1 pseudogene is annotated in these 641 nt (G+C 74.6%); it reads right to left on the minus strand.

Going from position 1 to position 641, the window contains the following annotated elements:
- Positions 1-641, minus strand: a pseudogene (locus tag ACFQ36_RS23245) (ATP-dependent helicase); the annotation flags it as partial.

The raw sequence follows: 641 nt of genomic DNA on the forward strand, positions 1-641 counted from the left end.
GGGTGGCCGGGCGCTGCCGGTGTGCGGTGGTGCCCCCGGCGAGCAGGGCCCGCACCGGAGCGAAGGTGTCGTTGCCGATCCGCCCGGCCCAGACCAGCTCCCAGAGCGCGGTGACAAGGTCGGCGTCGGTGGCCTGGGTCCCGGCGGCGGCGAGGGCCTCCGCCAGCTGGCGGAAGAAGTAGGCGCCGCCGAGCGGCCCGGACCGGCCGCCGGAGAGCGCGTTGAGCAGCTCGTACTGCAGCACGCTGGGTTCGAAGTCCGGCTGCGGGTTCAGCGTCAGGTCCGCCGTCTCCGCCAGGTGCAGGCTGATCCACCCGTCATTGCCCGGCAGGGAGCCGGCCCCGGACCAGAGGACCTCGCCGGTGGCCATCAGCTCATCAAGCATGGCCGGGCCGTAGTTGTCCACGCGCGAGGCCAGCACCAGCGGCTCCCAGGCCGAGGCCGGGATCGGCACGCCGGCGAGCTGGTCCACCACGGTGGCGATGCCGTCCAGCCCGCGCAGCCCGGCGCCGACGTTCTGCCAGGCGGGCAGGAAGCGTCCGTAAGCGGCCGGTTCCACCGGCTCGACGTCCTTGCGCAGCGCCGCCAGCGAGCGCCGCCGGATCCGGCGCAGCAGCTCGACGTCGCACCATTCGCTGCCC

Source organism: Arthrobacter sp. GCM10027362 (assembly GCF_042679445.1).
Classification (GTDB): domain Bacteria; phylum Actinomycetota; class Actinomycetes; order Actinomycetales; family Micrococcaceae; genus Crystallibacter.